The sequence below is a fragment of the Rhodococcus sp. Q1 genome, from assembly GCF_004153645.1.
Classification (GTDB): Bacteria; Actinomycetota; Actinomycetes; order Mycobacteriales; family Mycobacteriaceae; genus Rhodococcus; species Rhodococcus gordoniae.
On the sequence record NZ_SDMJ01000005.1, the window covers coordinates 273,569 to 294,988 of the forward strand.

21 protein-coding genes and 2 riboswitches are annotated in these 21,420 nt (G+C 67.3%); of the genes, 7 read left to right on the forward strand and 14 right to left on the reverse strand.

All coding sequences use genetic code 11. From position 1 onward, the window contains the following. The 7 genes from EQ874_RS17005 to EQ874_RS17035 form a co-directional block, all read right to left on the reverse strand. Positions 1–1,629, reverse strand: a complete 1,629-nt coding sequence (locus tag EQ874_RS17005) for an ABC transporter substrate-binding protein (RefSeq protein ID WP_129977502.1) — start codon at positions 1,627–1,629, stop codon at positions 1–3. 197 nt (positions 1,630–1,826) lie between these two features. After that, a riboswitch (SAM riboswitch) is annotated at positions 1,827–1,922 on the reverse strand. A gap of 80 nt (positions 1,923–2,002) precedes the next feature. Next, on the reverse strand, positions 2,003–3,049 hold the full coding sequence (locus tag EQ874_RS17010; protein ID WP_129977503.1) for an LLM class flavin-dependent oxidoreductase: 1,047 nt from the start codon (positions 3,047–3,049) through the stop codon (positions 2,003–2,005). Then, entirely contained in the window at positions 3,046–3,552 is a 507-nt protein-coding gene (locus EQ874_RS17015) for a GNAT family N-acetyltransferase (protein WP_129977504.1), read from the reverse strand. The genes EQ874_RS17010 and EQ874_RS17015 overlap by 4 nt, the downstream gene beginning before the upstream one ends. Continuing rightward, on the reverse strand, positions 3,549–4,682 hold the full coding sequence (locus EQ874_RS17020; protein WP_129977505.1) for an FAD-dependent oxidoreductase: 1,134 nt from the start codon (positions 4,680–4,682) through the stop codon (positions 3,549–3,551). The genes EQ874_RS17015 and EQ874_RS17020 overlap by 4 nt, the downstream gene beginning before the upstream one ends. Positions 4,683–4,705: 23 nt before the next feature. Next, a complete protein-coding gene (locus EQ874_RS17025; protein ID WP_129977506.1) occupies positions 4,706–5,677 on the reverse strand; it encodes an ABC transporter substrate-binding protein in 972 nt (323 codons plus the stop codon). 30 nt (positions 5,678–5,707) lie between these two features. Further along, complete coding sequence (locus tag EQ874_RS17030; protein ID WP_129977507.1) at positions 5,708–6,490, reverse strand: amino acid ABC transporter ATP-binding protein; 783 nt, start codon at positions 6,488–6,490, stop codon at positions 5,708–5,710. Continuing rightward, a complete protein-coding gene (locus EQ874_RS17035) occupies positions 6,487–7,434 on the reverse strand; it encodes an amino acid ABC transporter permease (protein ID WP_129977592.1) in 948 nt (315 codons plus the stop codon). Before EQ874_RS17035 ends, EQ874_RS17030 begins: the two co-directional genes overlap by 4 nt. A 550-nt stretch (positions 7,435–7,984) precedes the next feature. Between EQ874_RS17035 and EQ874_RS17040 the strand changes: the two genes are divergently transcribed. From EQ874_RS17040 to EQ874_RS17065, 6 genes are all read left to right on the forward strand, one after another. Further along, the gene (locus tag EQ874_RS17040) at positions 7,985–8,758 is read left to right on the forward strand and encodes a sulfite exporter TauE/SafE family protein (protein WP_129977508.1); all 774 of its coding nucleotides are present in this window, start codon (positions 7,985–7,987) and stop codon (positions 8,756–8,758) included. Positions 8,759–8,908: 150 nt separating this feature from the next. Next, positions 8,909–9,472: an alternate-type signal peptide domain-containing protein gene (locus EQ874_RS17045; RefSeq protein ID WP_064062683.1), complete on the forward strand. Its 564-nt coding sequence runs from the start codon at positions 8,909–8,911 to the stop codon at positions 9,470–9,472. Positions 9,473–9,476: 4 nt separating this feature from the next. Continuing rightward, positions 9,477–10,022, forward strand: a complete 546-nt coding sequence (locus tag EQ874_RS17050; protein ID WP_064062684.1) for a hypothetical protein — start codon at positions 9,477–9,479, stop codon at positions 10,020–10,022. Continuing rightward, complete coding sequence (locus EQ874_RS17055; protein ID WP_129977509.1) at positions 10,019–10,609, forward strand: signal peptidase I; 591 nt, start codon at positions 10,019–10,021, stop codon at positions 10,607–10,609. The genes EQ874_RS17050 and EQ874_RS17055 overlap by 4 nt, the downstream gene beginning before the upstream one ends. After that, positions 10,560–11,228, forward strand: coding sequence for a SipW-dependent-type signal peptide-containing protein (locus EQ874_RS17060; protein ID WP_242496787.1), 669 nt, complete (start codon positions 10,560–10,562; stop codon positions 11,226–11,228). Before EQ874_RS17055 ends, EQ874_RS17060 begins: the two co-directional genes overlap by 50 nt. A 7-nt stretch (positions 11,229–11,235) precedes the next feature. Beyond that, complete coding sequence (locus tag EQ874_RS17065; protein ID WP_129977510.1) at positions 11,236–13,188, forward strand: signal peptidase I; 1,953 nt, start codon at positions 11,236–11,238, stop codon at positions 13,186–13,188. Positions 13,189–13,198: 10 nt separating this feature from the next. On the opposite strand, the gene cobU is transcribed toward EQ874_RS17065, so the two are convergent. The 7 genes from cobU to EQ874_RS17100 form a co-directional block, all read right to left on the reverse strand. Beyond that, positions 13,199–14,545: a bifunctional adenosylcobinamide kinase/adenosylcobinamide-phosphate guanylyltransferase gene (gene cobU / locus EQ874_RS17070; protein WP_129977511.1), complete on the reverse strand. Its 1,347-nt coding sequence runs from the start codon at positions 14,543–14,545 to the stop codon at positions 13,199–13,201. Next, on the reverse strand, positions 14,545–15,357 hold the full coding sequence (locus EQ874_RS17075) for an ABC transporter ATP-binding protein (RefSeq protein ID WP_064062689.1): 813 nt from the start codon (positions 15,355–15,357) through the stop codon (positions 14,545–14,547). The genes cobU and EQ874_RS17075 overlap by 1 nt, the downstream gene beginning before the upstream one ends. Further along, positions 15,354–16,316 carry an iron ABC transporter permease gene (locus EQ874_RS17080; protein WP_242496795.1) on the reverse strand — a complete coding sequence of 321 codons (963 nt, stop codon included), beginning with the start codon at positions 16,314–16,316 and terminating at the stop codon, positions 15,354–15,356. The genes EQ874_RS17075 and EQ874_RS17080 overlap by 4 nt, the downstream gene beginning before the upstream one ends. 107 nt (positions 16,317–16,423) lie before the next feature. Further along, positions 16,424–17,323, reverse strand: a complete 900-nt coding sequence (locus tag EQ874_RS17085) for an ABC transporter substrate-binding protein (protein WP_129977594.1) — start codon at positions 17,321–17,323, stop codon at positions 16,424–16,426. Between the two features lie 93 nt (positions 17,324–17,416). Beyond that, a riboswitch (cobalamin riboswitch) is annotated at positions 17,417–17,546 on the reverse strand. Between the two features lie 19 nt (positions 17,547–17,565). Continuing rightward, entirely contained in the window at positions 17,566–18,789 is a 1,224-nt protein-coding gene (locus EQ874_RS17090) for an O-succinylhomoserine sulfhydrylase (protein ID WP_026003258.1), read from the reverse strand. Next, positions 18,786–19,196, reverse strand: a complete 411-nt coding sequence (locus tag EQ874_RS17095) for a rhodanese-like domain-containing protein (RefSeq protein ID WP_026003257.1) — start codon at positions 19,194–19,196, stop codon at positions 18,786–18,788. The genes EQ874_RS17090 and EQ874_RS17095 overlap by 4 nt, the downstream gene beginning before the upstream one ends. A gap of 71 nt (positions 19,197–19,267) precedes the next feature. Then, on the reverse strand, positions 19,268–19,720 hold the full coding sequence (locus EQ874_RS17100; RefSeq protein ID WP_129977513.1) for a hypothetical protein: 453 nt from the start codon (positions 19,718–19,720) through the stop codon (positions 19,268–19,270). Between the two features lie 292 nt (positions 19,721–20,012). On the opposite strand from EQ874_RS17100, the gene EQ874_RS17105 reads away from it, so the two are divergent. Next, entirely contained in the window at positions 20,013–21,410 is a 1,398-nt protein-coding gene (locus tag EQ874_RS17105; protein WP_016935369.1) for an FAD-dependent oxidoreductase, read from the forward strand. The last annotated feature ends 10 nt before the right edge of the window (positions 21,411–21,420 follow it).

The window sequence follows — 21,420 nt, forward strand, 5'->3', positions numbered from 1 at the left end:
CTACTCGCTCAGCCAGGTGTCGAAGAACTGCAGTCGTGCCGACGCCTCGAACTTCAGGTCGGCGACGTTCGGTCCGGCACCGATCGCCTGCGACAGTTCGACCGTCGGGATCCACAGCCCGTTGTCGAGGACGAGCTGCTGCGCCCGGCCGATGAGCTCGGCACGTGCGGCCGGGTCGGTCGTGGACAGCTGCTGGGCGAGCACGTCGTCGAGATCCGGAATGGGATTGCGCTGGTTGAGGTTCCGCCCGTCGAGCCCGAATGCCGTGCGCAGGATGTCGCCGTCGGCCCGGGTGCTGTTGTAGTAGGACGCCTCGTAGTCGCCGGCATTCTGGCGTGCGGTGTTCTCCGGAGTGGAGACGAGATCGAGCTGCAGGTCGATTCCCACCGCCCGCAGCTGTTGCTGCACCAGTTCGAGAATGGCCTGGTTGCCGGCGAACACCGAGCTGAACAGCACGGGGAAGCTCAGGCGCTGCCCGTCCTTGACTCGGATGCCGTCGGGACCGGGCGCCCAGCCGGCCTCGCCGAGGATCTGCTCGGCCTTCGCCGGGTCGTAGGTGACGTCGGCGAGCTCGACGTAACCGGGGGTCGCGGAGGCGAGAGTGCTGGTGGCCGGGCGGAAGTCCGGTCCGAGGACCGTGTCGACCAGTTCCTGCCGGTCGATCGCCGGGACGAGCGCGCTGCGCACGGCCGGGTCGGTGAGGACACCGCGGCTCACGTTGGGTTGGAAACCGAACGGGATGCCCGGATTCGGGGTGGTCAGGATGCGGCCGCCGGCCCCTTCGATCTGCGGGGCGTCCTGCGGCAGCGCATCCGAGATGGCGTCGAGCTGACCCGAGGCGAGCGATCCGGTGCGGACACCCGATTCAGGGACGATCGTGAACTCGATCCGGTCGAGGTAGGCGTCGCCGTCGTGTCCGAAGGCCTCCGAACCCCACGAATAGCCCGTGCGTTTGACGAGGGTGGCGGACTTGTCCTGCTGGTAGTCCTCGTACACGAACGGGCCGGTGCCGGACAGGTCGCCGGCGCAACGTTCCTCCGCGCTCTTCGCGGTGTCGGCCTCCGAGAGCAGGCCGAGCTGATGACTTGCTGTGGCCTGCAGGAACGGCGCGTTCGGCACGGAGAAGTCGATCTGCGCCGTGCGGTCGTCGACGACCGTGGTGCCGGCATATCCTGCGAGATACCCGACGGCCTGCGGCGCCTTCACCCCTCCGAGGCTGTTCACGATCGCGTCGAAGTTCTTCTTCACGGAGTCCGCGGTCAGTGGAGTTCCGTCGCTGAAGGTCACACCCTCCTTCAGGCGGAAGGTGAACTGCGTGCCGTCGGCATTCGATTCCCAGCTCTCGGCGAGCCACGGCACGATCTCGCCTGTCCCGGGATCCTGGTCGGTGAGCGAGTCGACGACCTGCCGGGCGACGTAGATGGTCTGGTTGCTGGCGGCCTGCGCGGGATCGGCGCAGGTGGGTGGGACCGACAACCCGTACCGCAGGGTGCCACCGGCCTGCGGATCGCCGGTGGGCTCCGAGTTCGCCACGGCGCCGGTGCCGCACGCGGTGAGGGCAGCGCCCAGTACGGCGGTGGCGGCGGCCGTGACGACGAACCGGGACGCGGAGGAGGACGAGATGGACAACGACGGGCTCCGTGATCTGGACAGGGCTCCGGCGGCATCACCGTGTGGATGCCGCCCGGCGGGCGGGGATGTCGTCCCTGGGGAACGGGGGGTTCAGCGCGGATCTCGGCCGCAACGACACCTGGCGGCGCAGTGCCGGCACAGATCGACGTGGATGCGTTCCCACGCCCCCACCAGACCTTCGTTCGTCATCTTCTCCTCCATCGGTCCCGGCGGTAGCACCCTCACCTGCCCACGGCAGGGGGTTGCTGCGACGTCGTCGAGCCGGGTCTCTCGGTCGCTCTGGATGGTTCGTTACGCGAGGTTACGGAGCCACGGGGCTCGGGCACACCGTTTTTTTCACCACGATCGAAACGGTTCCGACGCCGCCGGCTCAGGCGGTGACGGCATCGCGGTGCGGTATCGCCGCACGCAGTGCCGGCGCGACCTCCGCCTGGAACAGTTCGAGGCTCGCCCGCTGTTCGGCCGCCGAGAACCCGCCGCGGTCGGCGGTCACGTGCGTGACCTCGTGACCGAACCGCTCGTGGTAGCGGAGCACCTTGTCGATCACCTGCTGCGGGCTCCCGATGAGTGCGGAGCTGCGTTCGACGAAGTCCTCGACGGTCTCGAAGACGACGGGAAGTCCCGTCTCCCGGGAGAATTCGAGTCGTTGCTCGAACTGGGTCCGGTAGGCGTCGATCGCTTCCTGCGAGGTCGGCGCGACGTACAGTCCGGCCGTCCCCGCACCCACCCGCGCCTCGGCGGGGTCGTGGCCGTAGGCCGCCCATCGTTCGCGGTAGTGGTCGATGAGCTCGGCGTAGGGCTCGATCGGGTTGGTGACGTTGGCAGAGAAGATCGGATCGCCGTAGCGGGCTGCGAGATCGACGGATTCGCGGCTGGTGGCGCTGCCGTGCCAGATGGCCAGACGGTGTTGCAGTGGCCGGGGCACGGTGACGGCGTCGGTGAGCGACGGCCGGAACCGACCCTCCCACGTGACCGTCTCGTTCTCCCACAGTGCCCGGAACAGCTCGTAACCCTCACGGTTGCGGTCCCACTGGTCGTCGGGCGTGACGTGGAACAGGTCGGCCTGGGCGGTGCCGTTGCCCTTGCCGATCATCAGCTGCAGGCGCCCACCCGACAGGTTGTCGAGTGTGGAGTAGTCCTCGAACGCCCGGACGGGATCGAGCAGACTCAGAGTCGTGACCCCGGTCCACAATTCGAGGGTGCTGGTCCGCGCCGCGATGTTGGCCAGGACGACGGGAGGCGACGAGGCGAGGAACGGCTTCTCGTGCCGCTCGCCCACCGCGAATCCTTCGAATCCGAGTTGTTCGGCGAGCACGGCGGTGTCGACGACCTCCCGGATCCGTTCGGACGGGGACAGCCACTCCCCCGTCACGGGGTCGGGATGGTGGGTGATGAGACTGAGCAGCAGGAACTTCACGCGGAGGCCACCTTTCGGACCAGGAATTTCTCGAAGGGATGCGGGCCGATCTCCTCGGCGGGTCGCCGGGGATCGAACAGGGCGGTGTACCCGGCCGCGAGATACAGCGCGACGGCCTCCGGTTGTCGCCAACCGGTCGTCAGATAGATGCGGGTGTACCCGCGACGTAAGGCCTCGGCCTCGAGTTCGGCGACCACGATGCGGCCGAGACCACGGCGCCGATGGTCTTTCGACGTCCAGATCCGCTTGAGTTCGGCGGTGCTCTCGTCGTAGCGCTGGAAGGCTCCGCCTGCGACCGGCACTTCGACCTCGACGAGGACGAGCAGGGCACCGTCGGGTGGCGCGAACCGGTCCTCCGGATAGCCGACGAGACTCTCGTACTGCTCCTCGAAGGAGTGCTCGTAACGGGTGCTGTACTCGACCGCGAGTTCTTCGAGCAGCGGTGCGGCCAGGGGATCGTCCTGCCGCACCGCCCGCACGTCGAGTCTGCCGGTCCCGGTCACGAGACCACCGCCGGCTGTCGTGCTCCGAACCGGAACGGTTCGGGGCTGGTGGCGGTGCCGTCGGCGAGGTCGGCGACGAGTTCGCCGATGGCGGGCGCGAACTTGAATCCGTGTCCGGAGAATCCGGCGGCGACGGTGACGGCACCGACGCGGTCGACGACGAAGTTCGAGTCCGGCGTCGTCGTGTACAGGCAGGTGTCCACCCGTGCACTCTCGGCGTCCACGCCGGGGAGCCAGGTCCGGGCGTAGGCGACGAGTCGGCGGACACCGTCCGGGTCCGCCACGAAACTACGGTTGTCCGGTTCGACCTGCGGGCCGGTGCCGTGCTCACCGATCTTGATGCCGTCGACGGAACCGAGGCCGTAGATGCCCTCCCCGTCGAGTCGGGCGCCACGGTGGTGGACGAAGCTGGGCCACTGCGCGTCGGTGAGCGGGACGAAGTGCGCCGGTTGTTCCTGCGTCGTGCGCAGGGCCGGCAGCCGGGGTGCCGTCTCGTTGCCCGCCCCGTCGAGGACGGCGCGCGTCCACGCTCCCGCCGCGACGACGACGTGCCTCGCGGTGATCACCTCGGTGTCGAGCACGATCTCGACGCCGCGATCGGTCTCGCGGACGGTGCGGGCCGGGGTGAGGTGCCGGACGTCCGCACCGGCCTGCGCCGCGGCCTGCTGCAGCGCCGCCACCGAGTGGTCGGCGTGCAACCGCCCGGCGTCGGGATGGTGCAGCACCGTGGTGTCGAACCTGATGCCGGGCCAGCGACGCTGCGCCTCGGCGGGATCGAGGACGGTGTGCGCGATGCCGAGCTGATACAGCGTCTTCGTCTTGGCGTGGACGGCCGCGGGCAACCCGTGGTCGACGGCGCCGGTGAGCTCGAGGACCCGGTTGCCCGTGGTCTCTTCGAGCTGCCGCCAGAGCGGTAGGGCACGAGCGGCGAGCGCGGTGTAGAACTGCCCGTCGTAGGCCTGCCGATAGATGCGGGAACTGCCGTGCGAGGCACCGCGGTGGTGCCCCTGCTCGAACTGTTCGAGCAGGACCACCGTGCGGCCACGTGCGGCGAGTCGCCACGCCGCTGCGGAGCCGATGACACCGCCACCGACCACCACGACGTCGACGAGTCTCCTGACGCGAGTCATGCTGTCTTCCTGTCGTTTCCGGCCTACGAGGTCTTGGGCAGGCCGGGCGGGTTGATCCGCGAGACCTCGATCGCTTCGCTGCTGATGCCCCACCGGTCGAGAACCTGTGCGTACGTGCCGTTCTCGATGACGTGGTTGATCGCCTCGTTGATCGCCTGGATCAGGCCGTTGTCCTTCTTCGTCAGTACCGCGATCTCACCCTGCAGGTCGAGACCGGCTCCCGAGAACGTGCCGGCCACCTCGGTCTCACCGGACTGCAGCGCGTGGAAGGCAGACGTCGGATTCGGGCCGACGTACGCGTCGATGCGGCCGGAACCGAGCGCGAGGTAGTAGTCGACGGCGTTCTGGTAGTACAGGATCTCGGCAGGTTCGAGTCCGGCAGCGACGTTCTGTTCGTTCCACTCGACGAGCAGCGCCTCCTGGTTGGTTCCGGAGCCGACGCCGATCGTCAGGCCGGCGATGTCCTCGGGTCCGTCGAAGGTGATGCCGCTGTCCTTGCCGACCTCGACGGCAAGGCTGTCGAGGCGGTAGGTGGCGAAGTCGTACTTCTCCTTGCGTTCCTCGGTGACGGTGACGTTGGAGATGAACACGTCGGCCTCACCCGAGTCCACGCGGACGAAGTTCTGGGCCCAGTCCGCGGCGGTGAGTTCGATGTCGAGGTCGAGAACATCTCCGATGAGATGGGCGAAGTCGGTCTCGGATCCGATGATCGTGGTGTCGTCGTCGGCGTAGAAGCGCAACGGCGGCACCGTACCGGCGTTGCCGGTGACGACGAGCGTGCCGCGGTCGCGGATCTCCTCGGGAACCTTCGCGGCGATCTCCTCCACCGGGTCGGTGGTGATGCGGTTCTGGTCCGCGGTGAGGTTGTAGCCGGCCGCTGTGGCGTCGGTGTCGGTACCGGCCTCTGCGTCGGAACTGCAGGCCGCGGCGCCCAGGAGAGCAACGGCGGTCAGGGCCGAGGTCAGCAGGCGGACCCGGCGGGAGGAAGCGAACATCGTTACCTTCTCGAGTGCTGTGGTGGGGGATCAGAGAACGCGCGACAGGAACGACGCGGTGCGTTCCTGTTGCGGGTTGTCGAGGACTTCGTGGGGTGGTCCCTGTTCGACGATGACGCCGCCGTCCATGAAGACGACGGTGTCGGCGACCTCACGGGCGAAACCGATTTCGTGCGTGACGATCACGAGGGTCGCGCCGTCGCCGACGAGGTCGCGGATGACGGCGAGAACCTCGCCGACGAGCTCGGGGTCGAGCGCCGAGGTCGGCTCGTCGAAGAGGATCACGGCAGGTCGCAGCGCCAGGGCACGCGCGATCGCGACGCGCTGCTGCTGACCGCCGGACAAGTGTTTCGGATAGTCATGCAACTTGTCGCCCACGCCGACACGGTCGAGCAGGGCGCGCGCCTCCGCCTCGACCTCCGCGCGATCGCGTCCCTGCGCCGAGACCGGTGCCTCGACGACGTTCTCGAGGGCGGTCAGGTGTGGGAACAGGTTGAAGTTCTGGAAGACGAAGCCGAGGCGGGAACGCTGACGGAGGATGTCGTGGGCGCGCAACTCGTGCAGCTTGTTTCCGCGACGCTTGTAGCCGATCAGCTCGCCGTCGATGCGAACGGTCCCCCGGTCGACCTTCTCGAGGTGGTTGAGGGTGCGCAGGAGGGTGGACTTCCCGGATCCGGACGGCCCGAGGATCACGGTGACCGTGCCCTTGCGTAGCTGCAGGTCGACGCCTTTCAGCACCTCGAGTGCGCCGAAGGACTTACGGACTCCGCGCACGTCGACGACGTAGTCGACGTCGTCCCGGGTGGCGGTCATTTCGTCGCTCCTCGGGGTGCGCCGATTCCACTGTCGCGGATCTCGCGGTACTTCGCGACCACGCGCTGCCACGGGGTGAGCGGCAGGGCACGTGCCGAACCGCGGGCGTAGCGCCGTTCGACGTAGTACTGCCCGATCGACAGGATCGTGGTGAGGATGATGTACCAGACGGTCGCGACCATGAGCATCGGCACGACGCGTCCGGTGCGGCCGAAGATCACCTGTACCTGGTAGAAGAGCTCGGCGATGGCCATGGTGGAGACGATCGAGGTGCCCTTGAAGAGACTGATCACCTCGTTCGCGGCGTTCGGGAGAATCGCCCGCATGGCCTGCGGGAGCACGATCTTCACGAACTGCCGGCGACGCGGAATGCCCAGCGCGTTCGCGGCTTCGATCTGACCGTGGTCGACGGAGATGATGCCGGCGCGGATGATCTCGGCGGAGTAGGCCGCCTGGTGGAGCGCCAGACCGATGACTGCGGCGGTGAAGCCCGAGATCACCCCGGCGACACCGAACTCGAAGAACGCGGGACCGAAGGGGATGCCGATCGACAGCGTCTTGTACAGGTACGCGATGTTGAACCAGAACAGAAGTTGGACGATGAGCGGGATCGATCGGAACACCCAGATGTAGGTCCACGAGACCACCTGTAGAACAGGATTGTTCGACAGTCTTCCGATCGCAAGGAGCACACCGAGCGCGAAGCCGAGGACGGTGCCCCACAGCGTCAATTCGATCGTCGTCCACAGTGCGGACAGCACGGACGACGCAGTGAAGTACTGGGCGAAGGTCGCCCAGTCCCAGCCCGGGTTGGTGGCCAGGCCGTGCACGAACTGCGCGACGAGGATCAGCACGGCGACGCTGATCACCCAGCGCCAGGGATGCCGTTTCCGGGCGACGACCGGATTCTCGTCGTGGGCGTTGTCGACCGGTGCGTCGGGGATGCGGAGATCGGTGGACGCGCTCACGGCGACGTCCTGGAAGCGGGAGCCATCGGCAAGGGCCTTTCGGGAATGCTGGGGTGCAGGAAAGCGGGGTGCAGGAAAACGGGGTGCAGACGTGGGTCCCGATCCGTCCCCCTTCGGACGGGCCGGGACTCACGCGGCGAAGAACGACGGGAAGTTCGGCGGACGGTCTACGTCAGCGACAACACCGGGCGGAGTACCGCCACGACACCGGTGGGCCGTGCCACGGCACAGATCGATGTGCCGGCGGCACCATGAAGCGCGCTCGGTCCATCGGGTCATGCTCGTTCCTCCATGGGGTCCCGGCGGTAGCACCCGCTCCCGCACATGGGGGGTGCTGCGACGTCTCGGAGCCAGGTCTCGGTCGCTCTGGATGGTCGCGGCTCAAGCTACGGAGTGCGGCGCGTCGCGGACAGGCTTTCTCTCACCGTGACGGAAATCCGTTCCTCGTCGAGACCGGTGTTGTCGTCGACATGGAGCCCCGGCATCGACAACGATGTCGGCTTCGACGAGACGTAGACTCGCCTCGGTGACCCCGCTCGAACTCTTCCTCGTCGCCCTTGCCGGTCTCGGAGCCGGAGCGATCAACTCTCTCGTCGGCTCCGGCACCCTCATCACGTTCCCGACGCTCGTCGCGTTCGGTGTGCCGCCGGTGACCGCGACGATGTCCAACGCGATCGGTCTGGTCGCCGGGGGCGTATCGGGCACCTGGGGCTATCGGCGCGAGCTGCGTGGGCAGTGGGAGCGGTTGCGATGGCAGATCCCGGCGTCGTTCTGCGGGGCGCTGGTCGGAGCATGGCTCCTGCTCAACCTACCGGAGACCGTCTTCGAGACGGTCGTGCCGATCCTGCTCGTCCTGGCACTCACGCTCGTCGTGCTGCAGCCGAAGATCCAGGCTTGGGTGGCGCGCAGAACGGGTGGCGACGCCGACGCCCGTCTCGGACCGATACGGATGACGCTGCTCGTCGTCGGCACCTTCGCCGTCGGTATCTACGGCGGCTACTTCACAGCAGCGCAGGGCATTCTGCTGATGGGTCTGTTCGGCGCGTTGCTGCACGATCACATCCAGCGGCAGAACGCCGCGAAGAACCTGCTGTCGCTGGTCGTGAACGTCGTGGCCGCCTGTGCGTACATCCTGGTGGCGTTCGACCGGATCGATTGGACCGTGGCCGCACTGATCGCCGTGGGTTCCTTGATCGGCGGTCACCTCGGTTCCCACTACGGCCGGCGCCTGTCGCCGGTCGCGTTGCGGATCGTCATCGTCGTCGTCGGCCTGATCGGGCTGTACCGGCTGTTGTTCTGACCCGGTCATTTCTTCCCGACGGTAACGAAATCGTCTCCTATCGCCCCAGGGGCAACACCCGTCACAGGAATACCAGATGGTTGGTATGGAGTCGATCACAACGGGTACCTGACGAAGGTCGGGAGCACGACCTTCGAGGGGAGCAATCGTATGAAGAAACAGACCAAAGGGGCCATCGCCGCAGGGGCCGGAGCCATCCTGCTCCTGGGCGGGCTGGGCAGTCTCGCGTTCTGGAACGATCAGACCGACGGTGACGCCGGTACCATCACATCCGGTCAGCTGACGCTCGGGGAGTGCGCCGGCGGCGGCACGTGGACCGATGTCGGCAATGGTGGAGCGACGATCGGCGACATTTCATCGTTCCGAATCGTCCCGGGCGACACCGTGCGCTACACCTGCGCCTCCACACTCACCGCTCAGGGCGACAATCTGGAAGCCACACTCACCGCGAATCTGGATGGCGTCACGGGAAATACCGACTTGCGAAACGCCCTGATCACCACCATCGACGGCGAGTACGCCGGCCAGTCGTTCACCGGTGGAGCCGACGGTGTTCAGGTCGTGGCAAACGGCGGTGCGCCTCAGGATATTTCGGTCGACATCACCATCACGTTCGATCCGGCCACATCGGGGACGACCGGACAGAACGAGACCGTCGATCTCGGCAATCTGAGCCTGAATCTGCAGCAGAACACGAACCCCGCTCCCGCGTGAGGACATGAAGCGGAGATGGGCCTGGATCGCCGCAGTCGCGTCGGTTCTGCTCGTGACCCTCTGGTCCACACAGCAGACCGGCGCACTGTGGCGCGACAGCACACAACTCAGGGGCGGCACGATCATCTCGGGGAGCCTGACCATCATGGCCCAGGGCTCCCAGGACTACACATGGACGAACTTCGGCGGTACCAACCTGGCGCAGGGATCCGTGGTGCAACAGCCGTTGACGGTCAGCATTCGGGGTGACGCCCACGCACGTTACCGATTGCAAGCGGTACGTCAGAGCTCGACCCGGCTGCCGATCGCGGTGACAGCGTGGATCGTCGGTTCCGCCGACGCATGCCCGACGTCATCCGGTGCAGCGGTGGCTACACCGACGTCGACGATCGGCGGTCCTTGGACGGCCTTTCCGGCTCCAGGGGAAGGACGGTCGGCCGCTCCGGGCACCACGGAGGTGTGGTGTCTCCGGGCGACCGTCGGAGCCGCGGCAGAACAAGGCAGGTCGACCACCCTTGCGCTCGAATTTCGAGTGGAGCAACAGATATGACCGAATCCCGGGAAGAAGACGACCGGACAGGGCTGCTCTGGTGGATGGGCTCGATGCTCACCTGGGCCCTGCTGTTCGCCATGCTCACCCTGCTGGCAGTCACCATCCTGATCCCGGCCGTGGCCGGCGGCGAACGCTTCACCGTGCTCACCGGATCGATGGACCCCACCTACCCACCCGGCACCCTCATCGTCGTCGAGCCCGTCGAACCCGACGAACTCGCGATCGGAATGCCCGTGACGTACCAGTTGCGTTCGGGGGATCCCACTGTGGTGACGCATCGGATCATCGCGTCCGCCCAATCCGCGAAGGGGCAACGCACGTACATCACCCAGGGCGACGCCAACACTGTGCCCGACGAGAAACCGGTTCTCTACGAACAGATTCGGGGACGCGTCTGGTATTCGATCCCCTACCTGGGCTACGTGAACAACTGGCTGACGGGGCAACAGCGTTCGTGGACCGTCGGGATCATCGCGATCGCACTGTTCGGCTACGCCACCGTGCTGTTCACCAGCGGTATCAGGGATGGCAGACGTGAGCGGGACGCAGCACGAACCGGCGGAGGCAGCGATGCGCGGCGATGAAGTCCTCGATCACCTTCGCAAGTACCTACGAAAAGCGCCTTCATTCTTCACCGTCCGGGTGCGCGCACTACTGTCGCTCGGAACGGTCCTCGCACTCGGCGCGGTGGGAACCTTCGCCGCGTGGGCGAATTCGGCGGTAGCGACGGGGACGTTCAGCACCGGCACGGTCGATCTGCGAGCGAACGACGTGAAGTCCTATACGTTCTCCGACCTGACCTCGTCCTCCATGATGCCGGGCGAGAGTCGAGCGGCGAGTCTGCAGGTGCAGAACACACGCTCGACGATGGACGTCACGTACACGGTGAATGTCGCGACACCCGCCGGAAGTCCGGCCCTCGCGAACAACCTGCAACTCCGGGTCTTCAGCAACGGAACCCCGTCGAACCTCACTGCCGGCGGTCTCCGCAAGGGAACATGCACGGGAACACAGATCGGACAGACGAACCTGATCGCGGGAGGCGCTGCGCCGATCGTCACTTCTGCTCGCCCCTTGGCGGCCACGACCGGTAGGGAGACACTGTGCATGGTCGTCACGTTGCCCACGTCGACGCCGCTCCCCACACAGAACCAGAGCGTGTCCGCCCTCGTGTTCACCTTCACGGCGCAGACGACGGTGTGAGGCGACAATGACCGAACACGCACACCAGGCACGGCCCCCACGCAGAGGGTGGGACACCCTCCTGACGATCGGTGCAGTACTCGGCAGCCTGTGCATTCTCGTCGCGGCGGTATCGGCCCTGTTCGGCCTGACGCCGTTGATCTTCCGCTCGGGTTCCATGGCACCCGCGATTCCTTCGGGCTCCCTCGCGATAGCGCACACCGTCCCCGCAGCCGACCTTCGGTCCGGTGACGTGGTGAGTGTGATCAACGATCAAGGCAGTCGCATCACCCATCGGATCGTGGAAGTCCAGTCGTTCGCCGGAAACACGGCCCTCCTCCGGCTGCAAGGAGATGCGAATCCGGAACCCGATCCCCGCAGTTACGGAGTGAGCTCGGCCGAACGGGTGCTCTTCCATGTCGACGGCCTCGGCTACCTTGCCGCCTGGCTCCGGACCGTTCCCGGCCTCGTCGTGCTGGCGATACTCGCCGCCGCCCTCATCCGGATCGCGGTGCGTCCCGACGGATCGCCCCTCCGGAACGCCCAGGCCCCCGTGACTCCTCTGGCAGTCCTCGTCGTCGTGTCTGCGGTCGGCCTCTCACACACGCCGGGGACCGATGCGGCCTTCGTCGACAACGCGACCGCGCGAAGCGGAGCGTTCGCCTCGAAGAGCGAGTACGTACCACAAATTGCAGGAACGGTCGGCTGCAACAGCAAACTCATTCTCGACCAACCCGATCCTGTCACGTTGAACTGGACGCATCTGGGGTCGCCCTATCAATACCGGATCATTCTGCGAGATATGGACGGTCGTGTCTGGCGGACCGTCGACATCACCGACATCACCGCCGCGACGGGCGGCACCATCTCGTACGACCTGTACGGCACAGGTCTTCCTCGCCGCAGCCTCATCTGGCGGTACAACGCGGAAATACACACGATGTTGCCGGGAGGCACGGTGTCGGCAGCATGGAGGGGCCGCCTCGTCTCCCAACCAGTGTCCTTGATCAGCCACAACCAGGACCTCAACTGCAGCCCGAGCGGGGAACGTGACGGGACCCCGGCGTATGTGGCACCCCCGGCTTCCGTCGCATGCTCCACGACCGGCACAGGAAGTGCCACCGCAGCGACATTGACGTGGCCCCACGTCGGCACGGGTGTGACTTACCAGGTCACCGTTCGCAATCCGTCGGACGGAAATTTCGCTTACGTCACCACGGTGACCACCACCCCGACGGCCGCGGGGCAACCGGTGACCGCCAGGATCGCCCGGACCAACCTCGACACCGCTCTCATCACCGCGAATACCGCTGACGCCGAGATCCGCTCGATCCAAGGAGATTCGTATTCCACAGGTTTCGTCGCGTACAGGCTCGACACGACGTCGACGACGGGCGTCACCTGCTCGGCACCAGCGACAGGAGCACGCTCACTGCCGCAATCCTCTGCTTCCACCACCACCACGACGTCGACGACGTCCTCCCCGACCGCAAGTCCGGGGACATCGACCTCCCTCGGTCCGACGACCACCGAGGGGAGTCCCAGCACGTCCGGGTCACCGTCTGCACCGACAGAAACGGAAATTGTCTCCGCGCTCCGCTCACCGTCCGGCCTGTACTCCGCTCGGCTCGTCCGATCCGAGGCCGGAACGTACGCCGTCATCACTGCTGCGACGGGCAGCGAGGAGTACCGCACCGGCGCCTCGGAGGGTGATGGACTGGCCTGGGCCGCCGAGACGGACGAGCTACGCATCACCGGAAGTTCGGGGGAATGGGTGATCAGTAGGGCTTCGGGTTCGTGGGTGAGGAGCGCGGTGGTCGATCCGCTCCCGGCTCCCCCGCCTGCTCCTGCTCCTGAACCTGCACCGACCGGCGAGCCTGCTCCTTCACCGGTCCCAGAGGAGACGCCGCCCGAACCTGCGCCGACCCCGAGCGACGATGCTCCTGTGGGCGAGCCGGCCGACGACGGATCGGAAGGCTGATGCTTCGAAATCAATTCCGCTTCAACGAAACAGGAATTCCTGCCACCACGAGAGTCGCTGCTTCACTGGCCTCCGCGACCCGCGCATTGAGCCGGCCCAGCATGTCGCGGAACAGTCGGCCCGAAGAGGTCGCGGGCACCACTCCGCTACCGACCTCGTTGCTCACGGCGACCACCGGCACCGCACATTTCCGCCACGCCGCGATCAACTCGTCCACATCGGAGTGGACAGGGTCGAGGTCACCGCCCTCCCAGACACCGTGGATATCGAGCCGTGCCGTCAACCACGTTCCGAGACAATCGATCAGCAGCGGTTCCGTAGCGGTGCACAGCACCTCGGCGACATCGACCGTCTCCACCGTCGACCATGAAGCGGGACGCCTTTCCCGGTGCAGTGCAACACGTTCCGTCCACTCCGCGTCACCCTCTCGTGTCCCGCCGGTGGCGACGTAGGTGACGGACGGGCAGGACGCGAGCAACTCCTCGGCGTGCCGCGACTTGCCCGACCGCACTCCCCCGAGAACCAGCGTCCGATGCGGCACGACCGGAGTCCCTTCACCCACGTGGACCACCTCACCATCACGGCCGGGACGAGCATCCACCTGCTGCAGACGTTTCCGAAGTATGTCGGCGGGTGGATTGTGGTGGCCCAGATGCACTGCGACCACATCGGTGTCCGGAGTGACGGCACCGGCACCGCGCAGGCCGTCCACCATGGTGCCGAATTCCGGAAGGCCGAGGTGGCCCTCGGACAGTTCGGAGCGGTCGCCGAAGGTCTCCTCGAGAAACACCGCGTCGAACCGCGCGTCGCGCACGGCCTCGAACCACTCGGTAGGCCACATCCCGGTGTCGCACGCCCACAGCAGCCGCGACCCGCCGGGACCCGACAGGTCGTACAGCACTGCGTCACCGTCACGGAACACCGTGTGCCGCGCGGGGAGAACACGCACCGCGTACTCACCGACGGCAAGCGAATCCCCGGCCTCAACCGGCACGAAGCGCACCGGGTCGTCGGGGCCCACCCACGGTCTGCAGGTGTCGAGGGCGTCGGCGGGGCCGATCACGTCGAGCTCGTCGCCGCCCGCGACCCATGATCGGAACAGCAACGCCTGCGGCCCGAAATGATCGGCGTGCGCGTGTGTCAGGAGGATGTGCCGCACCGTCGCCAGCGACCTGCCGTGCCGCACCGCCGCACCGGGCGCCTCCGGACCGCAGTCGAGCAGCAGCACGTCGTCGACGAGCGCCGCGGTCTGCCCGCGTATCTCGCCGCGACGTGCGGCGTCCGCACAGGATTCACACGTGCAGAACGGATTCGGCCATCCGTCCGCCGCACCGGTCCCCAGGAGTACGACCTCCATCAGCAGTCCTTCGAGGTGTCGCGGAGCGGGAGAACGGCACGACCCGCCGGGCGGTCGAGGATCTCGACGCGGGCGCCGTAGACCTGCGCGATGCGTTCGGCGGTGAGCACGTCGTCGGGCACTCCGTCGGCGACGACGTGCCCGCGATCGAGCAGCACGAGCCGTTCCCCGTACTGGGCGGCGGAGGTCAGGTCGTGCATCGCGGCGATGACGGTGAGGTCGCCCTCGGTGCGCATCGAGTCGACGAGTTCGAGCACCTGCTGTTGGTGCCCGATGTCGAGGGCGCTGGTGGGTTCGTCGAGGAGCAGCACCCGGGGTTGCTGGGCGAGAGCGCGCGCGAGCACGACCCGCTGCAGCTCCCCACCGGACAGTTCGGTCGCGAGTCGCGGTGCGAACGCTTCGAGCTCGAGCCGTTCGACGACCCGGTCCACCACCTCGCGGTCGTGCGCGGTCTCGGATCCGAAGCGCGGGATGTGCGGGGTGCGGCCGAGGTGGATCAGTTCCCTGACGGTGACACCTTCCGGCACCACGGGGCGTTGCGGCATCAGCGCGACCGCGCGTGCCATGTCCCGACGTCCGGCGCGCCCCGGCACGATGTCGGCGACCTGCAGGTGACCGGTGGCCGGCACGAGCCCGGCGAGGACGTGCAGCAGGGTGGTCTTGCCCGACCCGTTGGGTCCGACCAGCGACACCCAGGAGCCGGCGGTGACGTTCAGGTCGACGCGGTGCAGCACCTCGATGCCACCGCGTTCGGCGCCGAGCTGCCGGCACGACACCGTCACGGTCCCGGTGGGGAGAACATCGCTTTTCATCGGACACCTCGGCTACGTCTGAGCACGACGAGGAAGAAGGGCGCCCCGATCGCCGCGGTCACGACACCGATCGGCAGTTCGGCGGGCGACATGACGGTACGGGCCAGGACGTCCGCGAGGACGAGGAAGGATGCGCCCACCAGCAGGGACAGCGGCAGCAGGAGTCGGTGGCCGGGTCCGGCGAGCAGCCGTACCGCGTGGGGCACGACGATGCCGACGAAGCCGATGAGACCGCTCGCCGAGACGACGGCCGCAGTTCCGAGCGTCGCGACGCACACGAGCAACAGCCGCACGCGCGCCGGGTCGATCCCGAGGCTCGCGGCTTCGACGTCGCCGACCGCCATGACATCGAGTGTGCGCCGGTGCAGCACGATGATCGCGACGGTGACCACGACGTACGGCAGGACCACGACGACATCGGACCATCCGTCGGTGGACAGGCGGCCGAGCATCCACGAGTACACCTGCCGCAGCGTGTCGTCGTGCAGCTGCATGAAGAACGTCTGGATCGCGTTGGCGAAGGCTGCGACGGCGACCCCGGCGAGGATGATGACGACTTCCGAGCGGCTTCCGCCGACGGTGCGGCCCAGCGAGTAGGTTGCGCCGACGGCGAGCAATCCACCCGCGAACGCTGCGACGGGGACCCCGGCGAACCCGGCCGCGCCGCCCACGACGATGGCGAGGGTCGCGCCGAGACCGGCGCCACTGGACACCCCGAGCAGGTAGGGATCGGCGAGCGGGTTGCGGAAGACACCCTGGTAGGCCGCGCCGGCGATGGCCAGCATCGCACCGACCAGCACGCCGAGCACCACACGCGGCATCCGGATGTTCCACAGGATGGCCTGCTGACGCGTGCTCAGTCCCGAATCGACGTCGACGAACGGCAGGCGGTCGGCGATGTCGAGCAGCACCCCTCCCGGGGTGAGACCGGCCGGTCCGACGAGGATCCCGACCAGCATCGCGGCGAACAGGACGAGCACCGCGCCGGTCAGCACGAGCACGGTGCGCGGCAGTACCCGCGCACCACCGGGTGGCAGGGCGCGGGTACTGCGGCGCGACAGAGAGATCAAGGCGTGGGCTGGGCCGCGGGGATGGCGCCGACGATCCGGGCGATCTCGCGCATCAGGTCCACGACGCGCGGACCCCAGCGACTCGCGATGTCCTCGTCGAGGACGTAGACGTGACCGTCACGGACGGCGCTGAGCTCGTTCCAACCCGCACGCTGTGCGACGACCTCGGGCGTGACGCCGCAGCACTGTCCGTCGGCCAGGAAGATCACGTCGGGGTTCTGTTCGAGGACGTACTCGGCGGACAGCTGCGGGTAACCGTTGCCGCCGGTCGCGATCGAGGTCAGGCCCAGCATCGAGTAGATATCGCCGATATAGGTGTCGTCGGTGACGGTGTAGAAGGTGTTGTCGAGCTCGTGGTAGTAGGTCAGCGGGGTCTCACGCTCCGGGAGGCCCGCGAGAATCCCGTCGATGTCCGTCTTCATCTGCGCGACGAGTTCGGCGGCGTCACCGACGTGTCCGGTGGCGGCTCCCAGCTGCTCGATCTGGGCATAGGTGTCGTCCAGCTTCCCGGCGGCGGGAAGGATCAACGTCTCGACACCGGCCTGTTCGAGTCCCGCGACGAGATCGGCGGTGTCGGCGTTGGCGACGACCAGGTCGGGTTCGTAACCGAGGATCGCCTCGACGTTCGGGGTGTAGCCCGACAAGTCGGTGACGGGCGCGTCGGCCGGGTAGTCGGATCGGTCGTCGACCGCGACCACCTGGTCACCGGCACCGATGGCGTAGAGCATCTCGGTGCTGGTGGGGCTCAGGGAGACGATGGCCTGCGGAGCATCGGCGGAAGCGGTGCCGGTGTCACCGGCCGCCGACGAGTCGTCGCTGTTCGAGCACCCCGCGGCGAGGAGAGCGAAGGCGGTCAGTCCGGCGGCGAACAGCCGTCGGGAGTTGTCGAGGGGCACAGCCATCCTCCGTTGTTCGGAGGACGAAAACAGCACGGCTGCAACAGGCGGTTGCGGCACGCCACCGTCCTTCGTCCGAGGACCAGTACGTACGGACCCTCCGCGCCGGCCGACCTGGCTCACCCCGTATCGGGACTCACAGTTGCGGGACAGCGCCGGATTCTCACCGGCTTCACCGAAAACGCAGCGGGTGCCCTACCGGATCGGCAGGACACCCGCAGCGTAGCTCACGGCTTCGCAGGTCAGGACAGCGCCTGCTGGAGATCTTCGAGAAGATCCTCGGGATCCTCGAGGCCGACGGACAGTCGCACCACACCGTCGGACAGGCCGATCGCGGCCCGGCCCTCGGGTCCCATCGCCCGGTGGGTGGTGGTCGCCGGGTGGGTGACGAGCGACTTGGCGTCGCCGAGATTGTTCGAGATGTCGACGATACGCAGCTTGTTCAGCAGCTCGAAGGCGCGTTTCTTGCCCTCGCCCTCCGGGGCGTCGAGTTCGAACGTGATGATCGTGCCGCCGCCGCTCATCTGCGACTTCGCGAGTTCGTATTGCGGGTGCGATTCGAGATAGGGGTACTTGACCCACCGCACTGCCTCCTGCGATTCGAGGAACTGCGCGATGCGCAGCGTCGAATCGACCGAGGCCCGCAACCGCACCGGCATGGTCTCGAGACCCTTGAGCAGCGTCCACGCGTTGAACGGGCTCAGCGACGGCCCGGTGTGGCGGATGAGCTTCTGCACCGGCCCGTCGATGTAGTCGGCGGGTCCGAGGATCGCACCGCCGAGCACACGGCCCTGGCCGTCGATGTGCTTGGTGCCGGAGTACACGACGACGTCGGCACCGAGATCGAGGCTGCGCTGCAGCAGCGGGGTGGCGAAGACGTTGTCCAGCACCACCTTCGCGCCCGCCGCATGCGCCATCTCGGAGACGCGACGCACGTCGACGAGGGTCTGCATGGGGTTCGAGGGGGTCTCGAAGAAGACCGCGGTGGTGGGCACCGACAGTGCCTTCTCCCACTGGTCGAGATCCTCGCCGTCGACGAACACCGTCTCGACGCCCCAGCGGGGCAGGATCTCGTTGCACACGACGAAGCACGAACCGAAGAGGCTGCGTGCCGCGACGAGGCGGTCGCCCTTGCCGAGCAACGCGGCGAGCGCGGTGAACACCGCGGACATGCCGGACGCGGTGGCGTACGCTCCCTCGGCACCGTCGAGCAGGCGCAGGCGCTCCTCGAACATCTTCACCGTGGGGTTGCCGTAGCGGGAGTAGACGAAATGGTCGACGTCGCCGGTGAAAGCGGCCTCGGCGGCCTCGGCCGACTCGTAGACGAACCCGGAGTTGAGGTAAAGGGCCTCGGAGGTCTCCTCGAAACCGGATCGGAGGGTGCCGCCGCGCACGCCGAGCGTGGCGGGACGAACGGTGTCGGGCAGCGATTTGCTGAACGCGCCGCCCTGGGGGATGGAACTCACGACTGCCTCCACGGCAGGCCCGCGGCCCGCCAGCCCTCGGCACCTCGATGGCCTTCGCCGTCGAGAGCGCCTTCGAATCCTTCGAGAACGTTGTAGGCGGGGGTCAGGCCCGCGGCGGTGGCGGCTTCGGCCGCACCGATCGAGCGCTGACCCGAGCGACACAGGAAGATCACCGGCCCGCCGCCGATACCCGCTGCCCGCAGATCCTCGACGAAGGTCGGATTCGGGGCGCCGTCGGGGTAACGAACCCACTCGACGAACACGGTCCGGCGACCGAGCGACGAGGTTTCGGGGACCCCGACGTATTTCCACTCGGCTTCGGTCCGCACATCGACGAGCACGGCATCCGGATCACCGTGCAGCAGGTCCCATGCCTGCCGCGGCGTTATATCACCTGCGTAGCTCACCCGGACATGTTTTCACAGTTCGCGCTGGGACGTACACGCGGGCATCGCTTCGTATACGCACGGGCACCGATTCAGAATCGGCAGATCCTCCACACGTCGTCGATGCGGACGACCTGCCACGTCTCGGTCTGCGTCTGCCCGTCGAGGCCGGTCCGGACGTCCACGGTGGCCCGATCGCCGTCCACGGAGATGTTCTGCGCGGCCTGCAGCTCGACACGCCCCTCGACGTCCGCGAGCGGCGCATCGTCGGGGGACAGTTCGCTGCACCGCAGCCGGTCGAGGATCGGTCTGTCGTTCTCGTTGTGAGCGGAGACGTAGTCGGTGACGGCGCGGCGCACCATCTCGTCCTCCGTGAGGTCGGCGCCCGGCGGGGAGAACATCTGGGCACCGAAGACGACGAGGACGAGCACCACCAGGACCGCGAGGGCTCCCAGGAAGGGCCCTGTGCTGCTACTGGTGGGACCGTCGGGATCCGGACCGGGATCGGGATCGGGATCGGGTTCGGGGGCTCCGCGCTTGGCCATGCGCTCGATCCTAGTGGGAACGAGGTCGCCGCCTGTCACGACCACATTTGCCCTGAAAACCCTCTCGAGGTAGGAATTGGGGCATGGCCACCACGCAGCTCGTTCGACGCCTCGCCGTCGACCTGTGTCGTATGGGTGCCCACATGTGTTGTCGCTGAAGCGATTCGTTCGACGGCTCGATTCATCCTCTTTCGCCGTCATCCCCGCGCGACCTGCGCCCGGCCCACTGAGGGCAGCCTTAATTTAAGCTGGATATGTCCGTCCGCACACCGAAGAGGTAGTTGATCCCCTGATGACCGATCAGACTCGTCCCCTTCGCGTCGCGATCGTCGGTGCCGGTCCCGCCGGTATCTACGCCGCCGATGCGCTCATGAAGTCCGACACTGCGCAGGATCCCGGGGTCAGCATCGACCTGTTCGAGCGCATGCCGGCACCGTTCGGTCTGATCCGTTACGGTGTCGCTCCCGATCATCCGCGCATCAAGGGCATCATCACCGCCCTGCACAAAGTGCTCGACAAGCCGCAGATCCGGTTGCTCGGCAACCTCGACTACGGCACCGACTTCACCCTCGACGACCTCCAGCGTTTCTACGATGCGGTGATCTTCTCCACCGGCGCGAACGCGGACCGCGCGCTGAACATCCCCGGCATCGACCTCGACGGCAGCTACGGCGCCGCCGACTTCGTGTCCTGGTACGACGGTCACCCCGACGTGCCGCGCACCTGGCCGCTCGAGGCGGAGAAGGTCGCCGTCCTCGGTGTCGGCAACGTCGCTCTCGACGTCGCCCGCGTGCTCGCCAAGACCGGCGACGAGCTGCTGCCGACGGAGATCCCGCCGAACGTCTACGAGGGCCTGAAGAACAACAAGGCCGTCGAGGTGCACGTCTTCGGTCGCCGTGGCCCGGCACAGGCCAAGTTCACGCCGCTCGAGTTGCGCGAACTCGACCACTCCCCGACCATCGAGGTCATCGTCGACCCCGAGGACATCGACTACGACGAGGCCTCCGAACAGGCCCGCCGCAACTCCAAGCAGGTCGACATGGTCGCCAACACCCTGCAGGACTGGGCGATCCGCGACGTGGGCGACCGCCCGCACAAACTGTTCCTGCACTTCTTCGAGTCCCCGCACGAGATCCTCGGTGAGGACGGCAAGGTCGTCGGGCTGCGCACCGAGCGCACCGAACTCGACGGCACCGGCAACGTCCGCGGCACCGGAAAATTCCGCGATTGGGACGTCCAGGCCGTCTACCGCGCGGTCGGCTACCTGTCGCAGAACATCGCCAAGCTGCCCTTCGACGAGCAGGCCGGCACCGTGCCCAACGAGGCCGGTCGTGTGCTCGCCGACGAGGCGACCGAGGGCCCGGACCGGTTCCTGCCGTACACCTACGTCACCGGCTGGATCAAGCGCGGCCCCGTGGGCCTGATCGGCCACACCAAGGGCGACGCGAACGAGACCGTCGCGAACCTGCTCGAGGATCGTGCCGCCGGTCGTCTGAACGACCCGGAGGATCCGTCCGAGGACGCGATCGTGAAGTTCCTCGAGGACAAGCAGCTGCCGTACACCACCTGGCAGGGCTGGTACCGCCTCGACGCGCACGAGCGCAGCCTCGGTGAGGCCGAGGGTCGCGAGCGGGTCAAGGTCGTCGAGCGCGAGGACATGTTCCGCGCGAGCGAGCCGCACAAGTCGTGATCTGCGCCTG

Bases quoted from the DNA above. Each gene is read 5' to 3' on its own strand.
- EQ874_RS17025 (WP_129977506.1), bottom strand. From the start codon at position 5,677: ATGTTCGCTTCCTCCCGCCGGGTCCGCCTGCTGACCTCGGCCCTGACC.
- EQ874_RS17100 (WP_129977513.1), bottom strand. From the start codon at position 19,720: ATGGCCAAGCGCGGAGCCCCCGAACCCGATCCCGATCCCGATCCCGGT.
- EQ874_RS17045 (WP_064062683.1), top strand. From the start codon at position 8,909: ATGAAGAAACAGACCAAAGGGGCCATCGCCGCAGGGGCCGGAGCCATC.
- EQ874_RS17055 (WP_129977509.1), top strand. From the start codon at position 10,019: ATGACCGAATCCCGGGAAGAAGACGACCGGACAGGGCTGCTCTGGTGG.
- cobU (WP_129977511.1), bottom strand. From the start codon at position 14,545: ATGGAGGTCGTACTCCTGGGGACCGGTGCGGCGGACGGATGGCCGAAT.
- EQ874_RS17075 (WP_064062689.1), bottom strand. From the start codon at position 15,357: ATGAAAAGCGATGTTCTCCCCACCGGGACCGTGACGGTGTCGTGCCGG.
- EQ874_RS17050 (WP_064062684.1), top strand. From the start codon at position 9,477: ATGAAGCGGAGATGGGCCTGGATCGCCGCAGTCGCGTCGGTTCTGCTC.
- EQ874_RS17020 (WP_129977505.1), bottom strand. From the start codon at position 4,682: ATGACTCGCGTCAGGAGACTCGTCGACGTCGTGGTGGTCGGTGGCGGT.
- EQ874_RS17105 (WP_016935369.1), top strand. From the start codon at position 20,013: ATGACCGATCAGACTCGTCCCCTTCGCGTCGCGATCGTCGGTGCCGGT.
- EQ874_RS17030 (WP_129977507.1), bottom strand. From the start codon at position 6,490: ATGACCGCCACCCGGGACGACGTCGACTACGTCGTCGACGTGCGCGGA.
- EQ874_RS17065 (WP_129977510.1), top strand. From the start codon at position 11,236: ATGACCGAACACGCACACCAGGCACGGCCCCCACGCAGAGGGTGGGAC.
- EQ874_RS17080 (WP_242496795.1), bottom strand. From the start codon at position 16,316: ATGCTGGTCGGGATCCTCGTCGGACCGGCCGGTCTCACCCCGGGAGGG.